Source organism: Butyricimonas sp. BSD2780061689_150309_C8 (assembly GCF_015560935.1).
Taxonomy (GTDB): domain Bacteria; phylum Bacteroidota; class Bacteroidia; order Bacteroidales; family Marinifilaceae; genus Butyricimonas; species Butyricimonas paravirosa.
On sequence record NZ_JADMSV010000049.1, the window covers coordinates 1 to 9,590 of the forward strand.

The following is a 9,590-nucleotide window of genomic DNA, read 5'->3' on the forward strand; positions in this document are numbered from 1 at the left end:
TCTCTACTTAATTCTAATATTTTTTTGATGGGTCAATTTAGAGTATAATAGTGGGTCAAGTGACTTTATATTTTCCACACACATTTACAAATGCGGAATAATGCTGCGTATCTCCCTGAAAGCCCAATAGTTTACATTATTCTTCCTAAATCCATCCGAAATCGGGCGAGTTTTCCTATATTTGTATAGTTCTAAATGATGGGTTAACACGTGATAGTAATATGTCGGAACAGGATGAGGTAAAATGGTTACAGGGATTAAGAGTTGGGGATGACCGGGCTTTTAAAGTCCTGTTTGAAAAGTATTATGCCTCACTCTGTGCATTTGCCACTAATTTCGTGAATGACCCGGACGTGGCGGAAGATATTGTACAGGAGATATTTTTCAAATTATACACGGATAAACCGGCTTTTGATGTCGTGGTGGCCTTGAAATCTTACTTGTATCTGGTCACCAAGAATCAATGTCTGAATTATTTGAAACATGCCCGGATCGAGCAGGAGTATATGTCTTTCTTGAAGGAACGGGAAACAACGACCTTCTTTTTTAACCAGATCGTGGAGCAGGAGTTACTGGCCTTGTTGTCAGAGGCTATTCAGGATTTACCGGAACAGACGGGACAAGTGTTCCAACTGGTGATGGAAGGTTTCGATAATGCGGAAATTGCGGAGAAACTGAATCTCTCCATAGATTCGGTAAAGTCACATAAAAAGCGTGGAAAACAATTATTGAAGAGTCGGTTAGGAGATATAACGGCTATCCTTTTATTCCTGTCGAATTGTTAAATTTGCAAGAAAGTGTCATGCAAGTGACACTTTTTTTGTACTTGATTGTTTTTAGGTCGTAAAAGAAATCAAGATGAAAGAAGCATTTGAAATAGCACGAATTATTCAGAAGAGTTTGAAAGGACAACTTTCAGAATCAGAGGAAAGACAATTATCCGATTGGCGAAAGGCTTCTGGAGAGAATGAACGTGCTTTTCAACGAATGATTTCAGAAGATTTTTACACGGTTGGGATGGAGAGGTTGGAAACGTATGATTACCGGGTGGCCTACGGGCGTTTCTTGCAAAGGAAATACCAACAGCGTCGTAAAAGGAGATTTCTGATAAACGTGGCTCGGGTAGCTGCTGTTGTGTTACCGTTTATAATTGCACTCGTTCTTTATGTCGGGTTGAATCGAGATGAAGAACAAACGTTACGTCCTTCTTTGGCAACAAATATCCTTCCGGGGACGAGTAAAGCCGTGTTAACACTGGCGAACGGACAAATGATTCCTTTAGGCAAGGAGGCTGCGGATAGTACGATTATAACGGATGGGGCACAAATTAATGCTTCGGGTTCTGGGGTAACATATGCTAGTGGTGGAGAAAGTGAATCGATCGTTTATAATAAATTGGAAATACCTCGCGGGGGAGAGTTTTGTCTGACGCTTTCAGATGGAACAAGGGTGTGGTTGAACTCGGAAACTTCTATCCAGTATCCGGTGGCTTTCGGGGCAAAGGAACGGCGGGTTTTCGTGCAGGGAGAGGCTTATTTTGAAGTTGCGAAGGATGCGAATAAACCTTTTACCGTACAGTTTATGAGTTCGTCGGTAACGGTGTTGGGAACTTCCTTTAATATCCGGGCTTATCCGGAAGAGAAACAGTCGCAAACGACTCTTGCGGAAGGTTCCGTGAGAATATACAGCCCCGGTAGTTCAATGCTGTTGAAACCGGGAGAACAGGTGGAAGTGAACGCTTTGTCGGGAGAGATGGTAAAGAGGGAGGTTGAAGTAAAGAGTTTTACGAGTTGGAAAGACGGGCGTTTCGTGTTTGAACAACAACCGTTGGAAGATATAATGAGAACATTGGAACGATGGTACGATATTCGAGTGATATTCAAGGATGAGGGGGCGAAACGAATTTCTCTGTCGGGAAATATGAAGCGATACGGTGATTTCTCCCAGGTGATGAAAATGTTGCAGATGACGGGAGATGTGCGATTTGAATTACATGGAAATGATGTATATATAACTACAGAGTGAAACCCTCGATGGCCACGAGGGGAGGCAAGTGTGTAAAACTAACTAAATTAATTAATTACATTATGAAGAAGAACCGCAATAAGTCTCTTCCAGGAGGTTTATGGTTAATAAAGAACCGATTAATGATGAGAATGACGATCGTTTTATTATTGTTTTCGTCATTCACGGCAGTGGCTCAGAATGTCACTGTGAAGATGAAGAATAGTTCATTTATCCAAGTTGCTAAAGAAATTCAAAAGCAAACGGAGTTGACTTTTTTGTACAATGATGCAAAAGTAGGTAATATTACGGGATTGAATCCTGATTTCACGAATACGGATGTAAAAGCCGTTTTAGAGTATTGTTTAAAGAATTCAGGACTTACTTTCTCGATCGTGGATAACACGGTGGTGGTTAGTCCCGTGAAATCAACGAACCAACAGCAAGAGAATAAACTTACGGTGGCAGGTAAGATCACGGATCAACAAGGTCTGCCTCTTCCGGGAGTGAATATTATTATCAAAGGAACCACGCTAGGATTCGTGTCAGACGTGGAAGGAAAGTTCACTGCGATTTGTTCACGGGGTGATTCTTTGCTTTTCTCGATGGTCGGTTTCGAGATGCAGACCGTGGCAATTAATAGCGATTCCCCTTTAAACATCAAAATGAAGGAGGCCACGGAGGCATTGGATGAGGTTGTTGTTGTTTCAACAGGTTACACTCGTCTGCCGAAAGAGCGTGCTACCGGTTCATTTAGCGTGGTTACAGCTAAAGAATTGGAAAAACGTCCTAGTCCGAATATCATGAATCGTTTGGAAGGTGTTGTTCCGGGGGTTTACGTGGATGTCAAGAATTCGGATATGACTTTTTTGTATGGTTCCGATCGTACGGATGGTTATGTTGATGAGCAGACGAATATTTCCATGAATATCCGGGGAAAAAGTTCTCTTTTGAACACAACAAGGCCTTTACTGGTTGTTGACGGTTTCCCCACGGATATGGAAATGAAGAATATAAATCCCAGCGATGTTGAATCGATTACTTTTTTGAAAGATGCGGCAGCAGCCTCTATCTGGGGGGTACGTGCGGCCAATGGGGTTATTGTTATTGAGACAAAAAAAGGTAAAAAAGGTAAAGGGGGAACAACCGTAAATTTTGGAATGAATGTATCGACTTCCGGTTCCCCTCGTTTTAATACCTTACCGATCATGAATTCAGCCGAAATGATTGATTACGAAAAGGAAATGGTCGAGAAAGGTTATATCACGAGACCCGTGAATTCCGCCTATTCGGCAGGGGCCCCGATTTCACAAGCTGCTAAATTGATTTTGGACGCTAAGGACGGGCTTATTAACCAGGCGGATGCGGATGCCATGCTGAATGAATTAGCTGGTCGGGAGGCTTATCGTGATGTGAAAAAGTATCTGTTGCAACCTTCTTTTTCACAGCAATATAATTTATCTTTTAGTGGGGCGTCTGATCAGATGTCTTATTTCCTTTCCGCATCTTATGCAAACGAGAGATCTAACATGAAGGGTGAAGAAGGTGATCGTTTCACGTTGACTTCCAACATGAATTTTAAAATATTGAATTGGGCTACGTTGACCACGGGGTTAAGAGCTACTTTGTTTAATATTAAAAATAATGCTTTAGGACTTTCCATGATACAGGCATCCGGCGGTTTGATCTTGTTACCTTATAACCAATTCGTGGATGAGAATGGTAATCGGGTTGATTACTATAAGACGTACAATGAAGATTTTGTAACGGAAAAAGAAGCATTGGGATATAAAAATTGGAAGTATAATTATTTGGACGAACTGGATAACAAAGATGATACCCGTAAAGAGCAAACTTTCGCGATGACGGTGGGATTGAATATTCCAATTCCGGGAGTAAAAGGGTTGTCATTAGACGGACAATTCATGTTTGAAAGGAAGAATACCAAGAATCGTACTTTTGCTAACGAGAATACGTTCGAGGCTAGAGATCTTTATAACCTAGCCACGACTTATGATGCAAATACGGGTGCGCTGACCAATAATCTTCCGTGGGGAGGTATCTTGAACGTGACTAATGGTAATTCCCAGAATTACAGTATTCGGGGACAGATCAATTACGATGGGGTTATTGATGAAATTCATCAAATTACAGCATTGGCTGGAATGGAAATCCGTGAGACGAGAGATTGGGCGAATGGGGCTAGGTATTATGGTTATAACGAAAAAACACTGATTGCCGGCAGTCAGTTGCCGAATCCTTATATAAATATCTGGGGATATAATAGTTATTTGACAGATGCTAGTCCGGAAACTGATTATCAACGGCGATACTTGTCTTATTACGGAAATTTGTCTTATACTTTGATGAATAAATACGTATTATCTGGAAGTGTGCGTTATGATGATTACAATAATTTTGGTGTTGACCGGAAATACCGGGCGACTCCGATGTGGTCAACCGGATTTTCGTGGCATATTGGTCGGGAAGATTTTATCATGGATAATGTAGGATGGTTGAATCAATTGACATTTAGAACGACTTACGGGTATAATGGAAATATTGATCCGGGCCAGTATCCTTTCACGAACATATCGTTATCCACGAGTAATGATGGTTTTACTCAATTACCTTCATCAAGTATTACTGCCGCGGCCAATCCTTCAATTCGTTGGGAGAAGACAGGTGTGTTGAATTTTGGATTGGATTTTGCAGTATTGAATCATCGTCTTTCCGGTTCTATCGAAGTGTATCGTAAGTATTCGAGAGACTTGTTTGCAGAGTACACGATAAACCCGATATTCGGAGCGAATTCGACCCGATCTTACACGCTTACTCGTAATGCAGCTAAGGTGGATGGAAAAGGAGTGGACATCGCTTTGAATGGAATGATTGTACAGAAAAGCGATTTTAATTATAGAGCCAGTTTAACTTTCTCTTATAACACGAATGAAGTAAAATCTTCTCCTTATGAACTATATTCCAGTTTTGCATCTAGTGGAGGAGGAAGTGGTCGTATGATAGAAGGGTATAATATGAATAACTTCTGGGCTACTCGTTGGGCCGGTTTGGATGAAGAGGGAAATGCTCTGGTGTACAATGCGGACGGGGAGATTATAAAATCTACGGAAAATATTACGAATGATGATTTGGTGTATATGGGAACATTGACACCGAAGTACTTTGGTGGATTTTTTAATACGTTCACTTATAAAGGATTGTCTCTTTACGTGGGGATCACCTATAAGTTAGGGTATATTTTCCAGAAACCGACGATTTCACAACAGCCTGCAAGTAGATACGGTGGTGCTAATTATGAAATTAATGAAGATATGGCAAAACGTTGGAGAGAGGCGGGTGATGAGGCTAAAACCGATGTACCCCGTTTGGGAACGGATAACAATAGTTTTCAACGATATAGAGGTGCTGATATTCATGTCCAAAAAGGAGATCATATCCGTTTAAAAGAAATATCGTTGACTTATGAACTCCCGTCTAAATGGGTAAATAAAATCATGCTTGGTAGTGCTAATATCGGGTTTACTGCAACAAACCTGGGATTGATCTGGAAAAAGAATAATGTCGGTATAGATCCTGATTTTATTCCGAACACGAGAGATTTGCGGATGGCGCCGACACCTTCTTATAACTTCTCGTTAAATCTTAATTTCTAAAACGTGATAGATATGAACAAGAAAATATTTATTGTAATTATAGGACTTTCCTGTTGTTTCTCCGCTTGTTCCGATTGGGTGGATGTCAAGACTAAAGGATCATTGGTTCCGGAGGAGACGGAAAATTACCGTTACCTGATGAATAACACGGAAAATTTCCGCTGGACACTTTCTTACCATGATGTGGCATCGGATGATATTGATATTTCTGATCCGGCTCAACAAGAGGCGATCTATGAAACGAATAAATTTATCCCGGTATATACTTGGGCCGACGAAATTTATAGCCAGTCTGAAAATGACACGGAGATGAACAAAGTGTACCAGGTTATCTATAATTGTAACGTGGTGATTGATGAGGTGATGGATAGTAAGAACGGGACAAACGAGGAGAAGTTGGAGATTCGGGCTGAGGCTCTTGTACATAGAGCCGAGGCATATTTGACGTTAGTGAACGTGTATGGTGTTCCGTATAATGCAGCAACGGCATCCACGGATCAAGGAGTCCCCTTGTTAACTACCCCTCGTGTAGAAGGGGCTCTGCCACGTGCATCTGTCGAAAAAGTGTACGAGCAAATTTTTAAAGATTTGGATGATGCTTTCGAGTATTTGCCCGATGTGGCAGAATTTAATTTCTATCCGGGTAAATGTGCTATTTATGCATTGCGAGCAAGAGCCTATCTGTTGATGGGTAATTACACGGAGGCGAAAAAGAACGCTCAAGAGGCACTTAAATTAAAGAGTACATTGGAAAATCTGAATGACTATGTTGATCTGGCGAGTACAGAGGAAAGTGTGAGAAGGAAAAATTACGTGGAAACATTGAAAGATAAGGAAGTTATTTTTGCTAAAATGCCCGTAACTACATTTTCGATGGCATCATATTCCACGGCTGGCCTTGTGTTAAGTGATGATCTGCTGAATACTTTTGATCAGGAAAAAGATTTGCGTTATTTTTATTTTACTCGTTCCATGGTAGATGATTTAGGTATGACTTATTCCGGGCGGGTATATTTTAAGGACAATTATTATCCTTATGACTGGAAAAAGAACGAGGGACGTAACATGGGGCCTTGTGTGCCGGAAATGATGCTAATTGAGGCAGAATGTTGGGCTCGCGAGGGAAACACGACGGAATCCATGAATATTGTGAATAAATTGAGAGAGTATCGTTACGTTGCGGGTGAGGACTATTCGTTGAGTGCCGCAACAGCTAAAGAGGCTTTAGGAAATGTATTACAGGAGCGTCGTAGAGAATTAACGTGTCATGGTTTACGTTGGATGGATCAACGTCGTTTGGCAAATGATCCGGATTTTCCGACACAGACGGTGACTCGGGTATTCAAGGGAACGACTTATACATTAGAACTCGGTGCCGTGCGGTATACTTTCCCAATGGGAGAAAAATATTTGGAAGAAAATCCGGAGATCGGACAAATTAAATAAGAGTTCGTAAGGTTCATAAAGTTATAAGGTTTATAAGGTTCTTTATAAACTTTGTGAACCTTACCAACTTTATAAATTATTAAATCGTATTGTATGAAAAAAATCACGTTGTTAGGAAGTATCGTTGTACTTCTGTTATTTACTTGTATGGTTAAGGCACAGGATCGTAAACCTTTTCACATTATTCCATTGGTGCCGGTTGCCGGTCAGGATGTGAAGTTCACGTATGATAATTCGCTGACGTCACTGGCTGATGAGGAAACGATTTACGGAACGGTTTATTACTGGGAAAATTTGCGTTGGAGGGCGGAAGATTTGAAGTTGGTGAAGAATGATACGGCATGGGAGACCACTTGTCGTGTGCCTGAAAATTGTGCGTTGGTATCATGTAAATTTTACGCTGGGGACAAAAAGGATACAGGGGGACGGTCCACGTACACGACAATGACCTTTAACAAGAACGGGCAGAATTTACCGACTGCTTATATGGCGTGGGGAATGTTGCGGAACAAGACGTTGGAGTCTTTACCGGAATATTGTGACGAGGATGCGTATATTGATGATGAAGTTATGCGTTTTTGGCTGAACCAACAGCTTTTGAAAGATCCCGGAGCCCGGAAATACGTATTCTATTATGCGGCGAAGTTGTTGAATAAAATGATGCCGGGAGAAAAACATGAACAGATGTTAGGAGACGTGGATTTTATACTGAATTTACCGGATGTGGATGAAGAGACGTTGTTGAAGGCTCTTGAAGTTGCTAAGAATATCGTGAAAGACAGTACGAAAGCGGCGGCAGTAGAAACCCGGATTTTAAAAGATTATCCGAACGGGATTTTGGCTAGGGACCAAGAGATATGGCGGATTTTCAGAATCATGGATGCCGATGCGAAAGCTCCTGAATTAGACGCTTTCCTGAAACGTTTCCCGACGGAAAAGTTTAAAGATATAGAGACGGAAACATCATCCATGTATCTGGGTAAAATCTTTCAAGCGGTAGTTTATCAGCCCATCATCAAGAAAAATGATTATAGTTTCTTGTACAAGTACCTTCATGATGTTCCCCATCTTTATTTGCTGACTTTCTACTGGCACATGGTACAAGTGCCGTTGAACACGAATCAGAGAACCCCGGAACAGGTGTTACCTTTTGCTAAGGTTATTTACAATGAGGTGATGACTCGTCCTCAAGCAGGAACTGATCAAGTGTATTCAGAACGGGAGTGGAAGGATTATCTGCTAACGAGGGGAAAAGATATGATTCTGAAGCACGCGTTCGTGTTGGATGCTACCGGTTCTTCTGCCGAGGCATTGGAGTTGATGGAAGAAATTAAAGGGAAATATAATTTCAAATCGGCAGAATATAACAATCAATATGTTCGTTTGTTGGAGAAGAATGGCTATCAATCGATGGTAATTCCCACGATCGTGGCTAGTGTACGGGAAGATGCGGTTACTCCCGAAATGTTGGAAATCTTGCGGAAAGATTACGTGAAACAACATGAAAACGATAAAGATTTTGAGGCTTATGTCAGTTCGTTGAAATCACAAGAGAAACAACAAGAGTTGCAAAAACATTTGCAGGAGACGATGATTAACAAGGATATTGAACTTTTTGCTATGGAAGATCTGGACGGGAAAAAGGTTGATCTTTCGAAGATGAAGGGGAAGATTATCGTGTTGGATTTTTGGGCGACTTGGTGCGCTCCTTGTAAAGCCTCTTTACCGGGAATGCAAATGGCCGTAAATAAGTATAAAAATGATCCGAACGTGGTGTTTTTCTTTATTTCCACGATGGAGACGGCGGCTGATTTTAAAGAACAGATTCGGAAATTCATGAAGGAGCATAATTACACGCTGAAGGTGCTTTGTGATAACGTGAACCCGAAAACGAAAAAGCAGTCGGCTGTTTATGATACTTATTGTAAAGCTTTTAAGTTTTCCGGTATTCCTCATAAAATGATTATTGACGGGAACGGAAAATTGCGTTGGAGTATTGGTGGTTATATGGGAAGTCCTTCGGCTTTGGCAGAGGAAATGAACCTTATGATAGAGATGTTGAAAGCGGAATAATCGGCAAGATTCATTCGATGGGTTAGGATTTAGAACGGGGTGAATGAAGCCCTGTCTAAATCCTAATTTTATGTCCTTAATCTAACCGTTTTCAAACTCTGATAATACCCTGTTAATGGCTTACAGAGATAGTGTTTCAAAAAGTGTGTAAATACCTTCTTTTCTCATGCATGCAAAATTATAAATAGTTCAATAAAATAATCTTGATTCTAAAAAATTATAAATAGGATATTTATAAATATCTGCATTTTGGGCTACCGTTCCCATTAGGAGAATAACAGCTTGGGGGTTTGGCATGGCGCCCCTCATGTTGATGACCCTCTTGTAATCCCTGTTCAGCCTTTCGATCCAGTTTGTGGTGTAAATCATCCCCCTGATTTCCCTCTCGTACTT

At 41.0% G+C, this 9,590-nt stretch carries 6 protein-coding genes; 5 read left to right on the plus strand and 1 reads right to left on the minus strand.

Annotated elements, in window-relative coordinates:
• Positions 1-221: 221 nt before the first annotated feature.
• The 5 genes from I2I33_RS19960 (at position 222) to I2I33_RS19980 (ending at position 9,197) form a co-directional block, all read left to right on the plus strand.
• Positions 222-785 carry an RNA polymerase sigma factor gene (locus tag I2I33_RS19960; protein WP_087422348.1) on the plus strand — a complete coding sequence of 188 codons (564 nt, stop codon included), beginning with the start codon at positions 222-224 and terminating at the stop codon, positions 783-785.
• A 73-nt stretch (positions 786-858) separates the two neighbouring features.
• The gene (locus tag I2I33_RS19965; RefSeq protein ID WP_087422347.1) at positions 859-2,025 is read left to right on the plus strand and encodes a FecR family protein; all 1,167 of its coding nucleotides are present in this window, start codon (positions 859-861) and stop codon (positions 2,023-2,025) included.
• Between the two features lie 62 nt (positions 2,026-2,087).
• Positions 2,088-5,678 (plus strand): SusC/RagA family TonB-linked outer membrane protein, encoded by a 3,591-nt coding sequence (locus I2I33_RS19970; protein ID WP_162613860.1) that lies wholly within the window; start codon positions 2,088-2,090, stop codon positions 5,676-5,678.
• A gap of 12 nt (positions 5,679-5,690) precedes the next feature.
• Positions 5,691-7,124, plus strand: a complete 1,434-nt coding sequence (locus I2I33_RS19975) for a RagB/SusD family nutrient uptake outer membrane protein (RefSeq protein ID WP_087422345.1) — start codon at positions 5,691-5,693, stop codon at positions 7,122-7,124.
• A 93-nt stretch (positions 7,125-7,217) separates the two neighbouring features.
• Positions 7,218-9,197, plus strand: coding sequence for a TlpA family protein disulfide reductase (locus I2I33_RS19980; protein WP_087422344.1), 1,980 nt, complete (start codon positions 7,218-7,220; stop codon positions 9,195-9,197).
• A gap of 189 nt (positions 9,198-9,386) precedes the next feature.
• On the opposite strand, the gene I2I33_RS19985 is transcribed toward I2I33_RS19980, so the two are convergent.
• Positions 9,387-9,590 (minus strand): transposase (locus I2I33_RS19985; RefSeq protein ID WP_195666779.1); only part of this gene is annotated, 204 nt, incomplete at its 5' end.

Excerpts from the sequence above, each read along its gene's own strand:
- I2I33_RS19960 (WP_087422348.1), top strand. The coding sequence starts at position 222 with ATGTCGGAACAGGATGAGGTAAAATGGTTACAGGGATTAAGAGTTGGG.
- I2I33_RS19965 (WP_087422347.1), top strand. The coding sequence starts at position 859 with ATGAAAGAAGCATTTGAAATAGCACGAATTATTCAGAAGAGTTTGAAA.
- I2I33_RS19970 (WP_162613860.1), top strand. The coding sequence starts at position 2,088 with ATGAAGAAGAACCGCAATAAGTCTCTTCCAGGAGGTTTATGGTTAATA.
- I2I33_RS19975 (WP_087422345.1), top strand. The coding sequence starts at position 5,691 with ATGAACAAGAAAATATTTATTGTAATTATAGGACTTTCCTGTTGTTTC.
- I2I33_RS19980 (WP_087422344.1), top strand. The coding sequence starts at position 7,218 with ATGAAAAAAATCACGTTGTTAGGAAGTATCGTTGTACTTCTGTTATTT.